The following is a 19,829-nucleotide window of genomic DNA, read 5'->3' as shown; positions in this document are numbered from 1 at the left end:
TCTACTGCTCGGGCGCTGACTCGCCCGAAGCCGCACTGCCTAATGTGAAAAATATCGCCTTGTACGACTATCAAAACAGTCGCGCGAGGGCGTGCCCTATTGCCTTTTTAGGTGACTACAACGGTTATCTACAAACCGATGGCTACGCTGCTTATGATGGACTTCATCAAGTCACCAATGTGGGGTGCTTAGCGCATGCTCGTCGCAAGTTCATGGACGCGAAGAAGCTTCAAGGGAAAGGTAAGTCGGGCAAGGCCGATAAAGCGCTGGCTAAAATCCAAAAACTCTACGGGATAGAATCGCGCTTAAAAGGTGCGCCTGCCGAAGAGCGAAAAGCAGAGCGTCAAGCACTTGCCAAGCCGATACTGGATGAGCTTTACCAATGGATGACAACCCAGAAGGTGATAGGCTCTAGCCCACTGGGCAAAGCGATAAAATACACGCTCGGGCAGTGGTCAAAGCTCACTCGTTATATCGACGATGGCCACTTATCTATCGATAATAATCGCGCTGAACGCGCAATTAAACCGCTGGTTATTGGCAGGAAGAACTGGCTATTCTCTAATACACCAAACGGTGCTGATGCGAGCGCGATGCTTTACAGCATCATCGAGACCGCGAAAGCCAACGGCCTTATTCTCTACGACTACATGGTCAAGTGCATGAAAGAGTTGGCGAAAGCAGAGCCTGATATCGACGCACTCCTACCTTGGAACTTCAAACACTGACAAGTCGCCCCGTGGGTTCGTGGGGCGGATACACCTTGGCCTTTGAACCCCTTTGAAATAAGAAGGTTGATTAGTGTTTTGATATCAACTGTAGAGATGCCTTCATTGGAGCTTAGTTGAGCTATAGCATCGGCGGCGACACTCTCGTGTATATCTGGAGCAAAGTTTGTACGTAACATACACATCGCCTTTTCAGGTTCTGCAGTAGCAAATTGGCTAAAGGCTTGTGAGAACTGTGAGAGCTCAGCATTTTTCCAATGATGTCGCCTTACCTCACTACCCATAGATGGGTCACTCAAGGCATTGAGCATTTTTATAATGTTTTCAGGCGTTGCTGATTTCATTTGTTCGAAAGACATTGGCGACGAGATGAAAGACGCCATTCCCACTTTACATCGTTGACCTATTTTAAGTTGCCCATAATTATCTCGTTCGATAACTTGTCGTTGTCTACGAGGCTCTAGCAATCGACTTGGCAGTCGTGCAAGCAGGGATAAACGGTATTGTTCGTTCTTTGATCGAACATAACGCCGAGTTTCTGCATCAGTGTAAGCACTTAATGGGTTAAGGGTATATCTTTCAATCGCATCTCTGACAGGTTCTGCTTGTGGGATAGCCCAATGGTGCGAACTTTCCTCAAGCAACATCATCGTTAGATGTCCTTCCGCAAAATGGATCATATTTTCCTCACCATTAAAGCAGCCATGACCTATACAAAGTCTAGCTTCATCTTCACACAGGTAAGTTGCAATATTAGAAGCTAGTGCGGCTGGGTTTGAAGCGAATGCTATTGCTAATAGTGACTGCACCTCATCAAAGTCAATATAAGAATACTTCTTTGTGACCACAATAAACTCAGATGGGTTGTTTGTGGCTAAGTGAACTAACGCCTGTAGCAAGACCCCCACCATCCCATCGTTATCAGATATAGCTTCAAAGTCACCGCCGTAAACTGCTGACCTTCTGAAAGTTCTTGATATTTCTTGTTGTACTTCACCTTCATTTAATATTTTGATGAACCAAGGAAATAGAACATCAATGAACTCTGACGGATGATCAGATATATAATCTTCGACAGATAAAGAACGCTCCCATAATATGTCGTCACCTTCAGCAGATAACCACGCAGATAATAGGTCTAATGCAGGCGATAGTTTAGATATCTTAATTAAGTCGTTGATATAATTAGATATAGTATGTCTGTCAATTTCTCTTGTCGAGATTATAGCTTTTGCTAATTGAATAGCTTCATTCGAAGATGCCTTTGCACGAGATAGTACGCTAAAGCTAGATGAATGGTACTTTTGGTCATCCCAATAGCTATTAATCAAGGAAACGGCGTTACTTTCACCATAGCAAGTTTCTTGTACAAGCCATGATGCTGCTTCGTCAAGAAGTGTAGGTTTCTGCATTACGCTTGGTAATTCATCGACTAGGTAATAACGCCACAAACTCCATCTTTTTACAGTTTTTAAGATAACTCTAGACGCGAGGGCATCATCTTCTTCTATGATTCGATATATTCGTTCTGCGTCTTCATAATCAGGGGTAAGCGTAGAAGTCATTACATCGATAAGAAGGTGATAAATGTGGCGGCGTATGGTTGGTTCAAACAACAACTTATCCATTGTTTGATGGTACAAAGGTTTATCGTGTTCACGAAGGAACTCTAGCCCTCTTAAGATAGTGCTTCGAGAAAACAGTCCATGTTGTTTTGCAATAACAAAATCGTAAAAGTCACCTTCGTTTGTGAGGAATGACTGTGCCTGAAAGTCATCCAACCATGCTTGATGGCTGAAGCCGATATTGTCTCCATAACGCACTAAAATACCGACAGATTCCAATTTAGTCAGTAATGATTGATAACTGAGAGAGTATGCGCTAATTGGGCGTCTTAGAACCTCTTCACGAACCATATCGGATGCTAGGCGTTGTAGGAACTCATCGCACTGCTGCTTTAAAGGATCATTCGCTAATTTTTTCTCCCGCCATCGTGACAAAAGGTTTTTAGAAGTTATCTCTATTTTATTATCGCCAGCTTTCACTAGGCTGACATACAAGCTTAGGGCAAATGGAACCTGAATCGTTGGATACATCGAAGCTGGGATACTAGCTTGATCAATGTTTATTTCTTTAAGAAATACTTCTACATCTTCTTTTGGCAGAGGATTAAGACAGACTTCTTCTGCTTCTAGTTGAGTAAATCTAGTATCGAAGCTAGCTTCAAATGGTCTTGAAGATGTAATGATATGGATCGGGAATGTTTCTCTCTCTTTAAAGTGTGCTTTTAAGCCTAAGATTAGATCTATTAAAACTCTGAAGCGATTGGAACTTTGATCCATGACTTCACTAACCGCATCCAATTGATCGATCATTAACACGAGAGGGGATTCTTTAGAAAGAGCAAGTAGTGATGTGACTAAGCTACCTTGACCTTCACATTTTAAGAAAGAAGCTAAGTCCTCTAGATCATTGATCTCATTGCTCAATTCATCAGCTTTAATTGCTAGAACTTTGCTTGGAGAGTCAAGTAGACGTTCATAAAGTGAAGACAGTAGAGATGACTTCCCTGAACCAGCCACGCCAGTTAATAGGTAACATCCGCTTTCATCTGTTTTTAATCGTTGCTCTAATTTATCGAGTTCAGGACGTTGGATAAAACGGCTTTCGATAGTCTTTTGCCAGTTACGAAGTGGTAGGCTTGCCTGCTCTAAATCGCTAACTACCAGATCTGAGTCATAATTTAGTAAAGCGTTATCTTGAGGTAACTTAAAGAAGCGTTTACGAACATTTTGGTGTACGTCAAGCCAACGATTGAGCTCATGTGGGCGAATTAATTGGTAGCTTAGATTCTTAATATTTGAGTATATACTGTCAATTACATCTTCAGATTTTATATCTTTGAAGCTTTGATACTTCTTAATTACCTTCTTGGTTACAGACTCTACTTCTAACTTGTTGCTTTTTAACCAAGTTAACGGGGTTTCAAAGAAGTCATCTACTTCACCTTTGGGATCGGTGCTTAATGCTAAACAATATGTGAAGGTTGTAGGCTGAGGTAACAGGGAGGGGGTGAGTTCACTATGAAGAAGAAACTTAATTACCTCTTTTAAAACGTCATTTCGGCTATATTTCTTTTCTTCTCTTTTACACTGGATGAGCCCTGATGGCTTGCCTTCATGTGTAAACCAAACGTCTCGTCCTTGATCAGCCCCTGTTATCATTAGTCGCGCGTTATCAAACAGGATGTCAATGTCTTGACAGCTACTGTAAAATAAATCCCATAGCAGTAATTCAAATTCATCGGGATTTAACAAGTGAAATGGCATTGAACGAACTTCAGCTTGTATCACATCAGTTAGCTTTATATCGTTTCGTAATGACAGTACATCTTCTACTTCAATTATATTCAGTTGATCCAAATCACTCAAAATACATACCTCGTACACTTTTATTCCCATTATATCATAGGGATAGATAAGGCTAGTATTGCTATTTATACCCCACCTCCACCACCAAATCAGTGGGGAGGTAGGTTGAATTTAGCTATAGCGGGAAGAGGTATCGGTTCACTCCGCCAGAAAACTTACGCTCGATTGATTCTTCTTGAGTTAACATTGCCAGTGCTTTTCCAACCATATTGGATTTACTAGCGTGGATGCCGACGAGGCTGCAGACTTGCGTGCTAGTGCACCAACGTCGTTCATTGTCTTTAAAGTCCGCTAGGTAGTCTTTTAGCGTCGCATAATAATCCCCTTTGTCGACAAACATTTCAGTCTGTTCGCTGACTTTCGCTTGTTCTTCTGAAGTTAAGTTCCATGAATAGCCTTCCACCTCAAGAAGATGTCGTACCTCTAACCAAAACTGACGGAGTTTGTTCTCATCAACCAGCTTGATTTCACCTGTTGATTTGTACTCCCAACCTAACAACTCGTTGAGGGTGTCCATATCTGTCTGCTCAATCAACTCAATTACAGCGTAACGACTATTACCCGTTTGATCTTTTAAGAAACTAGTACCATTTACCGTAGCAATTAAATTAGTTTGTCTTGGCTTTTTGATGTCAGCTCTTGCGTAGGGTGGACGAACAGTATCAACCGAACGAGTTATGAATGCTTTAAGACCGCCCTGTGAATGCGCTGTCGTGCGCTCTAGCTCGCCCAATTCAACAATCCAACTACGGATGCAACTGAGGATAGAATCTTTGTTATCTGGGTTTAATTCTGCACCTTCTAGGAAAGCATCTGTTAACACCGAACAGATACGTTCGACGAATGCGGTTTTTCTATAGGATTGAAGCCCTGCTAAGACAGGTACAAGCTTATTTTTGTAATTTGGGATTAGCAGAGAAGCCATACATCCACTGAGCCAACGTTTGAGAACAATAGTTGTGAGTTCATCGTCCTTTGATCTTAGACAAGCTATTACTTTATCTACTCGGGACTCTTTGTCCCATTCATATCCATCAAGCCAGTCAACAACTGGGTGATAAGAATTTGCCTGCGCAATTGCAGCTAGATGATCGTCAATGGCTGCCTTAGGCAAACCACAAACAGAAGACAATGAAATCAGCTTACTTCGAATAATGTCTGGGCTACCAATGCACACCCCACTATGGAGGAGCTCTGGTTCTAGATTCATTTTATTAATCCGCACTTCATAGCCAGAAAGTTCAAGTAGTGCATTTAAGTTCTCGGCAGTGTTCAGCACGATAGATTGCCCATTCCCTCCAATTTTTATATCAGGAAACCGCATTTCAGTGATGTCATTAGAATTGCTCATAGAGGAAGTCTTGATTTAGAAGTTGGTCTAACGATTTACCCTCTGCAAATTTGTCCATCAGCGTAAAGATTCCACTGCGAGACTTTTTATCAGCATATAGAAGTAGTGAGCCCATTTCAGTGTTTGGGTAATCACTCCAGTTGTGAATATTTCGAATTAGCATCTTCACTTCATGTCGATGACCGCAGGTTTCGAACAAATGTAAGATGTCGTTGATCTCATCAATAGAGAAGTAACGTGTATCAATATATTGTTGAGCTTTGAGCATCTGTTGCTTTGATAAGCCTAGATCCAATTCAAGTTGTTGTTCAGGTGCAGGTTTAGAGTCTCTACTGACTTTATAAGAATAATTATTTTGCATTGTTCTTTTTCTTAAAGCTCGATCTATTTAAATAACAAAGCAATAGGAAAATTAAAATTATCGCATAATTTGTTGTATCTCATTGGTTTCTCAATGATAAAAATTTCGGGAGTTAAGAGGGTCTCCCTCTTACAAGATACGGGGAAACCTAGCCAACGAAGTTGAGGGCAGGTTTCCCTATCTTGACTACACAGCCCGAATTGCATGGTTTTGTTTTAACTATGAAAATTAGTATAGTTGAGAAAAACATGCTTAAGAATTGGACGGTCATCACCGAAGCCACGCGCGATGTGATAGCACGTGAACACTATTTAATGAATGCGAGTCATCGCAATCATCGACAAACTGAAAATATCATCAACATACACGGCTCTGAGAAGCAATCGCTCAATATCTTGCGTAATTGTGAGCGTTATAAACTCAAACAAGCCGCTAAACGGAAGGGCGGGCGTCCGCCGACTCAATCTGTAGAGTTCGTGTGTACTCTGCCGAAAGGAATACGCCCTGATGAAAATCAATGGCGGCAGATCTTAAAGATATTGATGGTCAACCTAGCTTCTCATCTCAATGTATCAACACATCAGTTGTCTTCTATCGTTAGAGCGGTTGTTCATCGGCAGCAGCAAGCCAAAACGGTCAAGGGCAGTGGTGACCACATGCATATTGTGGTCGGTAAATTCACAGAGGATCTCACTTACCTATCTGAGCTACAGCGTAAATCTACTACCCGTTTATTTAAAAGTGCTTTTAATACCGCAGTGCTTGAAGCAGTTGGTGTCGATAACCGTGTCTATAAACCTCTAAAGCCATACAGTGGTGAGGCGAGAAAAAGAGTCCCCACTTGGCAAGTGAAATCAGCACGTAAGCAAGAGGATCTCAAGTTACAAGAGAAGCATCTGCATAAGATGATCAATCAAGCTAATAAATGGCTCCACGCTTATGAAGTCGGTGATACCAAGCAAATGAATAGGCAATACAATCGATTAATCAAGGGGATGGATGCCGTTGATGCTTCAAATGAAGAAACAGCTTCTCTGTATGATTTCATGCAGAATTTGGTTTGTAAGGTGGAAATGAAAGCTCAGAAAGGAGGGCGACTTACAAGTAGAATGCAACAGCTATCAGTTTGAGCTAATAGTTGCTATCTATCTTTTGGACAAAACGTGAGTCACGTACAGAACAAATAGTTTGGTGCTATTCACAAATTATGTATGTTTAAGAAAAAACATGCGAAAAGTTCCTACTACTCCCTTGGGAAGGGCGTTACTCAGCGATAAAGAGATTAAGCTAGCTATCTTACGTAACGAAGTCACAGACATCTGTCTAGAAGAGGGGTTGATAACTCAGCTCGATATTAAGACTAACTCTAAAGAACACCAGTGGGTAAATGATATTATAGAAGACCACTGTATCGGATCGGGGCTTCTTAAACGATTGATGTTTGATAGTGCTAATGCTGATGACCGTTGTGATCTGCTCAAGTCAATCATTAGAGCTATTGTGGAGAGACTTCTCAACCATCAACAGCCATTTCCTAGAAGGCTTTAATCTTCAAAGATACCAATATCGGCACCTTTCTTTTTCTAGTGCTATTGATTTTGCGATGATGTATAACGAGATTGCTATTTTGATAGAGGCTCTGAAGCAAAAAATCATTTCCCGAAGAAAAATACTTGACATTGGTTCGATAAAAAGGGCTTCCCGCAAGGTGAGTTGGGCGATTTAATGCAGTTATGTTTAGCTCTCAAAATTGAGGGCTTAGATTCTGTGGTGCAACCGCTTAAATATGACTATTAGCCCTAGTCGCATCTCACAGTCATAAATCAACATCCCATCCAAATAAGTGACGAGTTGTTGTGGTTTTCTGAGGAACACTCAATACAGAGGCAAGAACTGAATCTTGCCTTTCTAATTTAACCCACAAGAGTCGCTGTAGCTGTAATATTGCCCCCTTAACACCTTTCCTCAACGCTCCTGTCTTCATTATTAATTATTAGTCATCCACCATGTTCATTAATGACGAGTTCAGAATCGACTAGCTTTAGCTTCCCCCTCAGTGACCTGTACACACAGGCAGTTTATTGAATAATTAATGACTTTAGAAAGAGTGGTTTTTAACACTGAATGAGCACGAATTTAACGAGGGTGTTGATGTTAAATTGTTGAATAGTAAGTGCATTGGTGAGTGACTAAGAATGATAACGTGCCCTACATTGATGGCAATGTGTGCTTGCACGTTTTTGCGCTGAATGTTGAGACCCGATTTTATATTAAATGCATAGCATTCAGTTGGTTATAAGCAACCTTTTTGATACATTGGCTGGGTGAATTTGTGTTTGCACGATATTAAAATGTTATAACGAAGAAGGAATCTATGGCTAAATCAATTATACAATTTAAATGTTTATTAATGTCGCCTGGGGATGTCTCGAATGAACGGGAAGCTGCGACAGAAGTTATCCAGCGGTGGAACGCTCAAATTGGCGATGCGCTTGGTGCTACTGTTGACTTAGTAAAGTGGGAGACCCATTCACAGCCAGAGATGGGAATGCATCCTCAGAAAATACTAAACCAGCAAATGGTAGAAGATGCCGATTTTGGGATCGGTATTTTTTGGAGTAAGTTGGGAACACCAACAGATACTCATGCATCAGGCACAGTAGAGGAAATTGAAGGCTTAAGAAATAAAGGTGCAAAAGTTTCTTTATACCTATCTCAACAACCGATACCACAGAATATGCAAGAAGAGTATAGACGGTTATCTGATTATATTGAGTCATTAAAGCATTCCGGATTATTACAATATTACCCATCTGTTCATGAGTTTCGGGAGTTGTTTCTACTTCATTTAACAAAGACAGTTGTTGATCTGATATTCAAGGAAAAAGGTGTTGAGTCAATAGAGGGGAAAACCTCAAGTGAACAACTGAAAATAAATACACTAGAAAAACCAAATATTCAAATAAAAACAACAGGGGCTTTGGTTCCTGATGCTCATGGAAGTACCAAATGGTTTTTAGCTGTTAGTGTCCAAAATCACTCAACTAATACAGTCTTTTTGGGCAGTACTCTAGTCCAGCTTACAAATGGACAACGAATTTTTTATCAGCGTGATGCTATAACATCTCAGCCAAACTCGAGGCAAGAGCTAAAATCTGGGCAATCATTCTCATTTCATATTGACCCTAATCAGTTAGCTGAAGATATTGAAGAGCTTGAGCTTTTGGATCAAATTGTAGTTACAGATGATATTGACAGAGTTTACTCATCAGCGGATAAAAGCTTACCTGATACAGTCGCGTCATTAATTTCAACGAATAAGGATTAAGGTGTTGCGTAGCCAACACTAAATCCCAAGTGTTGAACAAGCCCGAAGCCACTTTATTAAGTAAATTGTACGATTGAACTTGAAGGGTGCACCGCTTTGAGGCTTTTCTCAAGGCGAGCGAGGTCAAGATAAGGTTGCGATAGCAATCTTATCAACCCGTTAGCTGTTTTTCGTTTCTTTCGTCGTCACATCTCCTCTGATTTCGTCAATGCCATTCTCATTATTATCAATGCCTTTCGGCTAGGTGGGTCGGCTCACTCCAACACGCGCAAAGCCAGCATCCATAATTCATGCGTCGTAACCGAGTTTATTGAGTGTTGTTACCCAATAATGTGTACCACCACACGCTTCAACACCTATACGCATGAGTGGCATATTTGCTATTGTAGTCAGCAGTTTAGAGCGGGTTACTGACTTATGAAGTATGACCTTACCATTTTGGTCTACGGCATGAAGACTAAAGTGGTTTTTAGCTAGGTCGATACCGCAGAAATAAGAATAATCAGACATGGTGCCTCCGGTGCAATTAAGTACCACATCAGTGTGGCAGCTCCTCGGGAGGGGGAATCCATGTCATTCGTTAGTTTGCTTCAAAGAATAGGGAAGTATCATGGAAGAAAAACGAGTAAGCATGAGACCAGCAAAACCGAATGAATTGGAATTAATTCATGCTTTAGTAACTTCAAACGACGCATGGACTAAGTTCAATGGTCCGTATTTTCCTTATTGTCACCCTTCGTTAAAGCAGTTTGAAAAGTCTTCGTTTCAACGGTTGTTAAGCGGTTTAGATTTACAGTTAATCACTGTTGATGATAACCCGATAGGAACAGTCAGCAGTTACTGGGAATGTGAAGAAACTCATTGGCTTGAAGCTGGTGTGGTAATCTACGATTCAAATTATTGGGGTCAAGGTATCGCCGCTTTGGCTCTTCCTCAATGGATCTCTTACTTGTTCAAAAATAACAGAATCGAAAGGGTCGGTTTGACAACATGGTCAGGTAATCCTCGCATGATGTCTCTGGCGTTGAAGTTGGGTTTTCAGCAAGAAGCGAGGCTAAGAAAAGTACGTTATTATGAAGGCGAGTATTACGATTCAGTGAAATATGGGGTGTTGCGTTCGGAGTGGCAAGAACGCAACTAACAAATAAGGATTAAGGTGTTGCGCAGCCAACACTAAATCCCATGTGTTGAACAAGCCCGAAGCCACTTTATTAAGTAAATTGTACGATTGCATTTGAAGGGCACATCGCTTTGAGTCTTTTCTCAAGGCGAGCGAGGCCAAGATAAGGTTGCGATAGCAATCTTATCAAGCAGTTAGCCGTTTTTCGTTTCTTTCGTCGTCACATCTTCTCTGTTTTCGTCAATGCCATTCTCCTTATTATCAAATGCCTTTCGGCCAGGTGGGTCGGCTCACTCCAACGCACCGCGATAGAGATAGCGCGACAAATAGTTGAGCGGCGACTGACCGTAACCAACCTGCCTACAATCGACCACCCATTGTTTGGGTATGCTACTCGGCAGCCACAACCTTGGGTGTTGATTAACTGTCTCTAGCATTCTTGCTCGCCATACTTTGGCCAAAGCAAACGCGTTAAAAGGGTAATGCTTGTTGCCTTTGTGCCACGTTTGTCTTGACGCATCGTATTGGCCTGCTGCCACAATAATGTGCAGGTGTGGATGCAAGTTTCGTTTTTGGCTGTGGGTATGCAGGCGTTATAGCTCAGGTCAGATTCACCTTCTGAAAAGTCATAACTACGTTAATCACGTATAGTTTTGCTATGTGTACGTCACTTGCGTATACTCTGTGTATGAAAAGTGTATTTGTCGAATCGACCATATTTGAAAAGTACCGTAATGAATATCTCAGCGATGATGAGTTTAGGCTTTTTCAAGCTGAGTTAATGTCTAACCCAAAACAGGGGGACGTGATTCAAGGTACAGGTGGTTTGCGAAAGATTCGAGTTGCAAGTAAAGGTAAGGGCAAGCGTGGCGGCTCTCGTGTTATCTATTAGTTCCTCGATGAAAAGCGTCGTTTCTACTTGCTGACAATTTATGGCAAGAATGAAATGTCCGATTTAACTGCAGATCAAAAGAAACAATTAAAGGCTTTTATGGAGGCGTGGCGTAATGAGCAATCGTGACCTATTTGCAGAGTTAAGTACTGCTCTTGTTGAGGCTAAAGAGCATTCAGAGGGTAAACTCACTCTTAAAACTCATCAAGTTAACGATATCAGTGAGTTAGATATTTCACCTAATGAAATCGTGAGTATCCGTGAACAGTTTAATATGTCGCGTGGTGTGTTTGCGCGTTTACTGCATACATCATCCCGAACATTAGAAAACTGGGAACAAGGGCGTAGCGCACCAAATGGACAAGCTGTGACCCTTCTAAAATTGGTTCAGCGTCATCCGGAAACTCTTTCGCACATCGCTGAGCTATAACAAATAAGGGCTAGGGTGTTGCGCAGCCAACACTAAATCCCGAGTGTTGAACAAGCCCGAAGCCACTTTATTAAATAAATTGTGTAATTGAGTTTGAAGGGCACATCGCTTTGAGGCTTTTCACAAGACGATCGAGGCCAAGGTAAGGTCGCGATAGCAATCTTATCAACCAGTTAGCTGTTCTTCGTTTCTTTCGTCGTCACATCTTCTGTTGTTTCGCCTGTACAATTCTCCATATACCGTTCCTGCGCAGAAATTGCCAAATTTGATCGGTTCTATTCTTCGATGAGTAACATCCAAACCAAGGTTGTGGTGCTAGTTCCCATTTTTCTCTATGTGACGAAAAGTCTTTAGCTCTCTATTTTTTGTGTATGCGTTTTGTAAAGGCTGTAGTGTGGTAAAGAGCTTTTATCTATCGTTGCGTAAGACATTATCTAGCCAGGATAGTTTGAAGAGCTGTGTTCTTACTGTGTCTGATAACTGCGCAATCGATAGCGTGTAAATAATGTTATACGGGGTGTTTTAAATATAAAACACAAAATAAATTGCGTTTTTTTTTAATTAGTGATTGAAACTGTGGTTTTTACTAGTTAAGTTACAGGGAACAAGAAGATAAATGCTGATGGAAAGTGACGTGAGATAACGTGCATTCAGCCTCAAGGATAGAAAATAGGAAGAAGTAAGCAATGTTCCAGACTGATGATGTAAGAATTAACAAAGTAAAAGAGTTATTACCCCCTGTTGCTGTTTTAGAAAAGTTTCCAGCGACAGAAATTGCTTCTTCTACAACCTTTGAAAGCCGCAAAGCGATCCACAATATTTTAGAAGATAGCGATGATCGCTTACTTGTTATTGTTGGCCCATGTTCTATTCATGATACAGAAGCTGCGCTTGAGTACGGTAAACGTTTGAAAGTACTACGCGACGAACTAGGCGATAACCTTGAAATTGTAATGCGTGTTTACTTTGAAAAACCACGTACCACTGTTGGCTGGAAAGGTCTAATCAATGACCCGTACATGAACGACACGTTCAAACTAAATGACGGTCTTCGTCTAGGACGTAAGTTACTACTTGACCTAACTGATATGGGAATGCCTACTGCGAGTGAATTCTTAGATATGATCACGCCGCAATACGTTGCTGACTTAATCAGCTGGGGCGCAATTGGCGCACGTACGACAGAATCTCAAGTTCACCGTGAACTGGCTTCAGGCCTATCTTGCCCAGTTGGCTTCAAGAATGGTACGGATGGCAACATCAAAATCGCAACAGATGCAATTCGCTCTGCAAGCGCTTCTCACCACTTCTTGTCGGTAACTAAATACGGCCACTCAGCTATCGTTGAAACAGCAGGTAACCCTGACTGTCATATCATCCTACGTGGTGGTAAAGAGCCAAACTACAGCGCAGAGCACGTTGGTAAGATTAAAGAAGAGCTAGAAGCTTCAGGTCTTCCACAGAAGGTGATGATTGACTTCAGCCACGCGAACAGCTCAAAGCAGTTCAAGCGCCAAATGAACGTTTCTGATGACGTAAGTGCACAGATCTCAGGCGGTGACAAAGCCATCTTTGGTGTGATGATTGAATCTCATCTTGTTGAAGGTCGCCAAGATTTAGTTGACGGTAAAGCGGCGACATACGGCCAATCTGTTACTGACGCATGTATCGGTTGGGAAGATACTGAAACAGTACTTCGCCAACTAGCAGATGCTGTTGAAGCACGTCGTAACAAATAGACTGATTATTGCATATTACAGTCGGCGATTAAGCTGCTGAAAATTCAAAGCCCTTATTAGCAATCGCTAGTAAGGGCTTTTTTGTGGATTTTAGTTTTAAACGGAAAGCGCCTTGGACTCTTAAATAAGAAAAGACAGTAGCTCGTCGACTTTAAGTGATAGCAAAGCTCTATCTTGTCTGGTTTCTACATTAAGGCGTATTAATGGCTCGGTATTAGACTTTCTTAAGTTGAAGCGCCATGTGTCCATATTCATGCTAATCCCGTCTGTGTGATCGATCTCAACGGCATTATCTCGGTAGTGCAATAACACACAAGCCATGACTTCCTCTGGGTTGGATACTCTGCGATTGATCTCTCCCGAAGAAGGGAATTTATCCATACTAGAACTGGTCAATTGATGAAGAGATTGTTGAGTCTCACCGATTAGTTCAATCACTAAGAGCCAAGGAATCATTCCTGAATCGCAATACCCAAAATCACGGAAATAATGGTGCGCACTCATTTCACCACCGTACACAGCGTTTAATTCTCGCATCTTCTCTTTGATAAGTGCGTGTCCTGCTTTAATCCCAATCGCTTTTCCACCACGTTTGTGAGCGATTTCAATCGTGTTCCATGTCATACGCATATCGTGCAATACAGTGGCGTTAGGCTCTTTTAATAAAAATGCTTCAGCGAGCAACCCGACAATATAGTAACCCTCAATATAATTGCCTTTTTCATCAAAGAAAAAGCAGCGGTCAAAATCACCATCCCACGCAATTCCTAGATCGGCCGAATGTTCTAGCACAGCATTTCGAGTCGCTATTTGGTTTTCTATAATCAATGGATTGGGAATACCATTAGGGAAATTTCCGTCAGGAGTATGGTGAACCTTGATGAAGGTGATAGAGGCACTGAGTTCGTTAAATTTCTTCTCCAAAGCATCAATGACATGTCCTGCGACACCGTTCCCTGCGTTCACCACAATTTTCATAGGTGAAAGCTCAGAAGGAGATATATAAGAGAGTAGGTGGTCTACATAAGGGGCGAGAATACTGGTCGATCTACTAGAGTTACTTGGTTGTGCATGAACGAACGGTAAATTGCAGTTCAGTTCTTGATTGAGTATTTTAATGCGTCGTTTGATTTCATCTAACCCACTGTTTTGACTTATCGGGCTAGCGTCTACACCTACTAATTTCATTCCGTTGTAATTGATTGGGTTGTGGCTTGCCGTAATTTGGATTCCGCCAATGGCGCCAAGGTGGCGAGTTGCAAAGTAGACTTCTTCAGTCCCTGTCATTCCAAGGTCAACGACGGTTATTCCAGACTCGATTAAGCCTTTGGTCATGGCTTCTTGTAATGAAAGGGACGTTTCTCGGTTATCACGACCAATCACCACTTGAGCCAAGCCATCGAATGATATCGTCTTCACTTAAGTGACTGCCAGTTTGAACTTCAATCATTTCAAGAGGTGAGTCTCCAGGGTTCTCTAGGCTGTGAATATGGCCCAACGGAATGTAAGTAGATTGATCTTCTTCGACGAGGTAGGTTTTCTCGTTGTTGATCACTTTCGCAGTGCCAGCCACTACTACCCAATGTTCTGCTCTATGGTGATGCATCTGTAGTGAAAGCTTATGTCCCGCTTTTACGGTGATACGCTTTACCTTGTCACGCTTACCTAGATCGACCACATCGTATTTACCCCAAGGCCTAAAGACTTCTCGGTGGTGAATGTGTTCTGTTCGACCCGCTTGATTCAGTTGGCTTACAATCGATTTCACGCCCTGAACCTTGTCTTTATTCGCAACTAATATCGCGTCTTTGGTTTCGACAATGATCAGATTGTCGACACCTACAGTCGCAACCAGCTTATTTTCCGCATGGATGTAGTTGTGTTGAGAATCGACGGTTAATACATCGCCTTCAATGACGTTATTGTGCTCATCTTTTTCGCTTACATCCCAGATAGCAGACCACGAACCAATATCATTCCAACCAACGTCCATCGGGATCACTGCGGCGTGTGAGGTCTTTTCCATCACGGCATAATCGATAGAGTCGCTCGGACTGTTTTTGAATGCTTCAGCGTCTATGCGGATAAAGTCGAGGTCGGTATTTTGCTTTGAAAGAGCTAACTGACAAGCCGCTAATATTTCTGGGTGGTGTTGAGAGAGTTCTTCAAGGTAGCGGGATGCCTTAAACATGAACATGCCGCTGTTCCACAAGTATTGCTCTGAGCGGATGTATTCTTCTGCAGTTGCTTTATCAGGCTTTTCAACGAAGCAATCAATGGTATAGGCGTGATGGGTTGACTGCTCTGTAATGCGTGAGTCAGCTTGAACAAGAGGGGAAAGAGGTTCTCCCTGCTTGATATAGCCATAACCCGTTTCTGGCGCGTTGGGTGTTATGCCGAATGTCACCAGTTTGCCTTGCTTCGCGTAATCAACACCACGACTGATCACTTGTTGGAATTCAGAGGTGTTAGCGATGTGATGATCAGCAGCCAGTACTAATAAGATCGGGTCTGATGCATCCTGCTCATTATTGGTTGATTTACCTAAGGCTTGTAATGCCGCTAATGCGATGGCTGGAGCCGTGTTTCGACCGACAGGCTCTAGCAGAATACCACTATGTTGGATGTTAGCCGATCGAGCTTGTTCAGCGGCAATAAAGCGGTGTTCTTCATTACAGATAATGAATGGAGCTGCGCACTTGCTATCCGTTAGATAGTCCTCAAGACCTTGCAAGCGTTGAAGCGTTTGCTGAAGCATTGATTGTTCGCCAGCAATATTGAGAAATTGCTTAGGGTAAAGTTCGCGAGACAGAGGCCAGAGGCGACTTCCGGAGCCGCCAGCTAGGATCACAGGTAAAATCATAGAGTGGTAATTAGGTGTATTTGAATACTGGCGCCATGTTACCACGCTTCACTCTGTTTACTTATCGATAACCCATCGACTTAACGACAAGCTATAAACGATAAGCAATATAGATGTGCTTCTTAATGACCTTCTGAGTTGGAAATGACCATACCTTGAGCTTCGCCAAAATCTTGAGGATCGATCTTGAGCGTTTGTGTTGGGAAGGCGATATCAGCATTGTGCTTATGAATAATCGCCAACACCTGCAGCAGGACATCTTGCTTAACTTCGTGGTATCTAACCCAGTTAACCGTTTTGGTGAAGGTGTAGATAAAGAAATTAAGGGTTGATGGACCAAACTTATCAAAGTTAACGATCAGCGTCTGTTTTGCATCAATGTCAGGGTGTGTTTCGAGCATGGATCTAACTTCATCAACAATTAGAGCTAGCTTGTCTGCATCTTGATAACGAAGACCGAAGGTTTCATTGATTCTGCGGTTCAACATTCTTGATGGGTTCTCCACCACAATGTTACTGAATACCGAATTTGGCACGTATAAAGGTCGCTTATCAAAAGTGCGAATGATGGTCATGCGCCAACCAATGCGTTCGACGGTACCTTCGATTTGACGATCCGGAGATCGTATCCAGTCACCGACTTTAAAGGGACGGTCGAAGTAAATCATCATGCCGCCAAAGAAATTCGACAGTAGATCCTTTGCTGCCAAACCGACGATCAAGCCACCCACACCACCGAAGGTCAGTAAGCCGGAAAGACTAAGCCCAAACGCCTGCATGATGGTCAGGCCGCCCATCACCATAAAGAACAAGCGAGCGACTTTCGCGATAGCTTGCACTGTGGTTTCGTCCCTGGTCTTCTGTTCTAAGACGTACGCTTCAGTGTTGGTGATCATTCGCAAGGTAAACCAAACGAAGGTACAGATAATTAATATGTGCTTAAGTGTTTTTAACCAATTAATTTCATTGCCAAACTGATCTTGAAGGATTAACCCCACAGAGACAGTTGCAGGCCAACACCAGAGTAATGTACTGACAGGTGTTTTTAGCGCCTCTAGCAGTAGGTCATCCCAGTGGAATGGGGTTTTCTGAACCAGAATTTCTAAGCGATTATGGATAATTCGCCAAGCGACCCAAGCGAGAAAGCTCGCAATAGTGATGAATAGGACGCTGTTTGCCCAATCACTATGGCTCTGGTTAATGTAGGTTTGTACTTGGGTTATGAATTCATTCATTGTGTGTACTGCCGCAGAAATAGTGGGTTAGAAATTAGCAGAAATCACTTTTGTTCTCTACCTTTATAAATCAAGCGATTAGCTGACAATTGTATCTCTATATGGATATATAGTCGTTTTTTTGTATGAAGACAATTTCATTATTTGTTTTCGATGCTACGTAGCTTTGTAAGTGGAGTAATAAATGAGTGACAAACAATATGCAGTTATTGGCTTGGGACGTTTTGGTCTCTCTGTCTGTAAAGAGCTACAAAGTTCAGGCTCACAGGTACTCGCCGTTGATATTGATGAAGAGCGAGTGAAAGATGCGGCGGCTCTTGTTTCTCAAGCGATTGTTGCGAACTGTACAAGCGAAGAGACAGTTAAAGAGTTAAGGCTCGATGAATACGACATGGTGATGGTGTCGATTGGCTCTGATGTTAATTCCAGTATTCTAACGACCTTGGTCGTTAAAGAGTCAGGCGCAAAGGCAGTCTGGGTTAAGGCGAATGATAAGTTCCACGGCAAGATCCTCTCTAAGATTGGTGCTGACCATATCATCATGCCGGAGCGAGATATGGGTATTCGTGTCGCGCGTAAAATGTTGGATAGACGCGTTCTTGAGTTTATCGACCTTGGCAGTGGCTTAGCGATGACGGAAATCGTTATTGGTTCTAATTTGTTGGGTAAGAAACTTGGTGACCTTAAGCTGTGTAAAGAAAATGGTGTTGAGGTACTTGGCTTTAAGCGAGGCCCGAATTTAACGAAAGCACCAGAACTGGATGTGAGTTTAGAAATTGGGGATGTGGTGATCATCGCTGGGCCGAAAGAGACTTTATCTAGAAAGCTACGCAATTGGTAATTGGCAATCGGTAAGTAAGGTAACAGTATGAATTCGGTAAAACGAAAAGGTACTTTCTACACCCTTAAAAGTGATAAGAAGCCACGCAAAGGCTCTGAACCTAAGATTATCCTTACGAGCTTCTTAGGTGTTCTTATCCCCTCAGCAATCTTGTTGACGCTGCCTGTGTTCTCGGTGACAGGGCTAAGCTTTACGGATGCACTGTTTACTGCCACGTCAGCGATCAGTGTGACAGGTTTAGGTGTTGTCGATACTGGTCAGCACTTCACCTTGGCAGGAAAAATCTTACTGATGTTCTTGATGCAAGTGGGTGGGTTAGGGCAGATGACCCTGTCTGCGGTACTGCTCTATATGTTTGGTGTCCGATTAAGCCTTAAACAACAAGCATTGGCAAAAGAAGCACTTGGACAAGATCGTAAGATTAACCTTCGTAAGTTAGTGAAGAAGATCATCATCTTTGCATTGGTGGCGGAGTTTGTCGGGTTTGTATTGCTCTGTTTCCGCTGGGTGCCTGAAATGGGATGGGCAACAGGGAGCTTTTTCGCGTTATTTCACGCGATTTCCGCATTCAATAACGCAGGCTTTGCACTGTTTTCAGACAGTATGATGAGCTTTGTTGACGACCCACTGGTGATATTTACATTAGCAGGTTTGTTTATTTTTGGTGGACTTGGTTTTACAGTCGTCGGCGACTTATCGAGTAACTGGCGTAAAGGTTTCCAACACTTGCATTTACATACCAAGATTATGTTAACAGCGACACCAGCGCTATTGTTGGTTGGTACGGTGATGTTTTGGTTGTTGGAGAGGAATAACTCAGCGACTATGGAAGGGTTATCGGCACAAGGTCAGTGGTTAGCGGCATTTTTCCAGTCGGCGAGTGCTCGTACCGCTGGTTTCAACAGTGTGGACTTGTCTCAGTATACGCAACCGGCATTATTGGTGATGATAGTACTGATGTTGATTGGTGCAGGTTCGACTTCCACTGGTGGTGGTATTAAGGTTTCGACTTTCGCGGTTGCATTTGTTGCAACTTGGACATTCTTGCGTCAGAAAAAGCATGTCGTGATGTTTAAGCGCACCGTGACTTGGCAAGCGGTAACAAAGTCTTTGGCCATTATTGTGGTCAGTGGGGCGTTATTAACCACTGCGATGTTTTTGTTAATGCTTACTGAGCAAGCCGCGTTTGACCGCGTGATGTTTGAGGTCATTTCTGCCTTTGCAACCGTTGGCCTAACAGCGGGCTTAACCGCAAACCTGACTGAGCCGGGTAAATACATCATGATTGTCGTTATGGTGATTGGGCGTATTGGTCCTCTCACTTTGGCGTACATGTTAGCTCGTCCAGAACCTTCCTTGTTGAAATACCCCGAAGATACTGTGTTAACGGGCTAATAATGTTAACGGGTTAAGTTAACCCTTCTTGTTAGTGCGTTAGAAAAACAAAGCCAGCGAATATGCTGGCTTTGGTTTTTAGAGGTTCAGAGGTTTATAGTCAGTTTCTGAGTTC

General features: G+C 42.5%; 13 protein-coding genes and 6 pseudogenes. 11 read left to right on the top strand and 8 right to left on the bottom strand.

Annotated features, from left to right (window positions below; genetic code table 11):
• Nucleotides 1-728: pseudogene (locus tag AB6D80_RS15955) on the top strand (IS66-like element ISVa5 family transposase); the annotation flags it as partial.
• On the opposite strand, the gene AB6D80_RS15950 reads toward AB6D80_RS15955, so the two are convergent.
• The 3 genes from AB6D80_RS15950 to AB6D80_RS15940 all read right to left on the bottom strand — a co-directional run bounded on the left by AB6D80_RS15950 (nucleotide 647) and on the right by AB6D80_RS15940 (nucleotide 5,871).
• The gene (locus AB6D80_RS15950) at nucleotides 647-4,159 is read right to left on the bottom strand and encodes a hypothetical protein (RefSeq protein WP_372189022.1); all 3,513 of its coding nucleotides are present in this window, start codon (nucleotides 4,157-4,159) and stop codon (nucleotides 647-649) included. The pseudogene AB6D80_RS15955 and the gene AB6D80_RS15950 sit on opposite strands and share 82 nt — an antisense overlap.
• A gap of 115 nt (nucleotides 4,160-4,274) precedes the next feature.
• On the bottom strand, nucleotides 4,275-5,510 hold the full coding sequence (locus AB6D80_RS15945) for a VapE domain-containing protein (protein WP_017079656.1): 1,236 nt from the start codon (nucleotides 5,508-5,510) through the stop codon (nucleotides 4,275-4,277).
• Nucleotides 5,497-5,871: a hypothetical protein gene (locus AB6D80_RS15940; RefSeq protein ID WP_017079657.1), complete on the bottom strand. Its 375-nt coding sequence runs from the start codon at nucleotides 5,869-5,871 to the stop codon at nucleotides 5,497-5,499. The genes AB6D80_RS15945 and AB6D80_RS15940 overlap by 14 nt, the downstream gene beginning before the upstream one ends.
• 221 nt (nucleotides 5,872-6,092) lie before the next feature.
• On the opposite strand from AB6D80_RS15940, the gene AB6D80_RS15935 reads away from it, so the two are divergent.
• From AB6D80_RS15935 to AB6D80_RS15920, 4 genes and pseudogenes are all read left to right on the top strand, one after another.
• A complete protein-coding gene (locus AB6D80_RS15935) occupies nucleotides 6,093-7,001 on the top strand; it encodes a hypothetical protein (protein ID WP_017079658.1) in 909 nt (302 codons plus the stop codon).
• A 97-nt stretch (nucleotides 7,002-7,098) separates the two neighbouring features.
• A complete protein-coding gene (locus AB6D80_RS15930; protein ID WP_017079659.1) occupies nucleotides 7,099-7,419 on the top strand; it encodes a hypothetical protein in 321 nt (106 codons plus the stop codon).
• Between the two features lie 132 nt (nucleotides 7,420-7,551).
• A pseudogene (locus AB6D80_RS15925) lies at nucleotides 7,552-7,668 on the top strand (putative quorum-sensing-regulated virulence factor); the annotation flags it as partial.
• A 577-nt stretch (nucleotides 7,669-8,245) separates the two neighbouring features.
• Nucleotides 8,246-9,199 (top strand): hypothetical protein, encoded by a 954-nt coding sequence (locus AB6D80_RS15920; RefSeq protein WP_102249364.1) that lies wholly within the window; start codon nucleotides 8,246-8,248, stop codon nucleotides 9,197-9,199.
• Between the two features lie 291 nt (nucleotides 9,200-9,490).
• Here AB6D80_RS15920 and AB6D80_RS15915 read toward each other — a convergent pair.
• Nucleotides 9,491-9,709: pseudogene (locus AB6D80_RS15915) on the bottom strand (IS110 family transposase); the annotation flags it as partial.
• A 100-nt stretch (nucleotides 9,710-9,809) separates the two neighbouring features.
• Between AB6D80_RS15915 and AB6D80_RS15910 the strand changes: the two are divergent.
• The gene (locus AB6D80_RS15910; RefSeq protein ID WP_009845650.1) at nucleotides 9,810-10,340 is read left to right on the top strand and encodes a GNAT family N-acetyltransferase; all 531 of its coding nucleotides are present in this window, start codon (nucleotides 9,810-9,812) and stop codon (nucleotides 10,338-10,340) included.
• A 275-nt stretch (nucleotides 10,341-10,615) separates the two neighbouring features.
• Here the strand turns inward: AB6D80_RS15910 and AB6D80_RS15905 are convergent.
• A pseudogene (locus tag AB6D80_RS15905) lies at nucleotides 10,616-10,909 on the bottom strand (transposase); the annotation flags it as partial.
• A 98-nt stretch (nucleotides 10,910-11,007) separates the two neighbouring features.
• Between AB6D80_RS15905 and AB6D80_RS15900 the strand changes: the two are divergent.
• From AB6D80_RS15900 to aroG, 3 genes and pseudogenes are all read left to right on the top strand, one after another.
• A pseudogene (locus tag AB6D80_RS15900) lies at nucleotides 11,008-11,340 on the top strand (type II toxin-antitoxin system RelE/ParE family toxin).
• Entirely contained in the window at nucleotides 11,327-11,641 is a 315-nt protein-coding gene (locus tag AB6D80_RS15895; RefSeq protein ID WP_009845645.1) for a DNA-binding transcriptional regulator, read from the top strand. The pseudogene AB6D80_RS15900 and the gene AB6D80_RS15895 overlap by 14 nt, the downstream one beginning before the upstream one ends.
• A gap of 686 nt (nucleotides 11,642-12,327) precedes the next feature.
• A complete protein-coding gene (gene aroG / locus AB6D80_RS15890; RefSeq protein ID WP_009845644.1) occupies nucleotides 12,328-13,380 on the top strand; it encodes a 3-deoxy-7-phosphoheptulonate synthase AroG in 1,053 nt (350 codons plus the stop codon).
• A gap of 120 nt (nucleotides 13,381-13,500) precedes the next feature.
• On the opposite strand, the pseudogene AB6D80_RS15885 reads toward aroG, so the two are convergent.
• The 3 genes and pseudogenes from AB6D80_RS15885 to AB6D80_RS15875 form a co-directional block, all read right to left on the bottom strand.
• Nucleotides 13,501-14,787, bottom strand: a pseudogene (locus tag AB6D80_RS15885) (phosphomannomutase CpsG); the annotation flags it as partial.
• Nucleotides 14,750-16,243: a mannose-1-phosphate guanylyltransferase/mannose-6-phosphate isomerase gene (locus AB6D80_RS15880; RefSeq protein ID WP_371708194.1), complete on the bottom strand. Its 1,494-nt coding sequence runs from the start codon at nucleotides 16,241-16,243 to the stop codon at nucleotides 14,750-14,752. The gene AB6D80_RS15880 and the pseudogene AB6D80_RS15885, both read right to left, overlap by 38 nt.
• A 122-nt stretch (nucleotides 16,244-16,365) precedes the next feature.
• Nucleotides 16,366-17,478, bottom strand: coding sequence for a mechanosensitive ion channel family protein (locus AB6D80_RS15875; protein ID WP_009845641.1), 1,113 nt, complete (start codon nucleotides 17,476-17,478; stop codon nucleotides 16,366-16,368).
• Between the two features lie 184 nt (nucleotides 17,479-17,662).
• On the opposite strand from AB6D80_RS15875, the gene AB6D80_RS15870 reads away from it, so the two are divergent.
• Nucleotides 17,663-18,319: a TrkA family potassium uptake protein gene (locus tag AB6D80_RS15870; RefSeq protein ID WP_102582829.1), complete on the top strand. Its 657-nt coding sequence runs from the start codon at nucleotides 17,663-17,665 to the stop codon at nucleotides 18,317-18,319.
• A gap of 27 nt (nucleotides 18,320-18,346) precedes the next feature.
• Complete coding sequence (locus AB6D80_RS15865) at nucleotides 18,347-19,714, top strand: TrkH family potassium uptake protein (protein WP_372045905.1); 1,368 nt, start codon at nucleotides 18,347-18,349, stop codon at nucleotides 19,712-19,714.
• Nucleotides 19,715-19,829: the final 115 nt, after the last annotated feature.

Origin of the sequence: Vibrio sp. 10N.247.310.17, assembly GCF_041466605.1 — a bacterium.
Lineage (GTDB): Bacteria > Pseudomonadota > Gammaproteobacteria > Enterobacterales > Vibrionaceae > Vibrio > Vibrio tasmaniensis_A.
The sequence above is the reverse complement of the archived record's forward strand: the minus strand, read 5'-3'. Positions and strand labels throughout refer to the sequence as shown.